Genomic DNA, 276 nt, shown 5'->3' on the forward strand with positions numbered 1-276 from the left:
CTGCTGACAGCATCATGTGCATACTCACCAATTTATAATGGTAAAGAGAGCTATACGGGCAGTAATTTTCTGCTGGCAGAAACGCCTCGCCATACCATGGACTTTTTTATTGAAGGTTTGACCAAGCAATTGGTCGACTCGAATCAGTACCTGACAGCGAAAACACCGCTGGCCGTGACCTCATTTGTTGATATGCAGCAGATGAATGAAACAAACTGGCTGGGGAATGCCGTGTCCGAAGGCTTTATGTATCACATGCAGCAATTGGGATACACT

The 276-nt window shown here is 45.7% G+C and carries 1 protein-coding gene; it reads left to right on the top strand.

Going from position 1 to position 276, the window contains the following annotated elements; translation table 11 throughout:
* Positions 1–276, top strand: a 276-nt coding sequence (locus ACYP03_RS26040) for a FlgO family outer membrane protein (protein ID WP_459782677.1), incomplete at its 3' end; no start/stop codon positions are given.

The sequence above is a fragment of the Photobacterium sp. R1 genome (assembly GCF_054600795.1).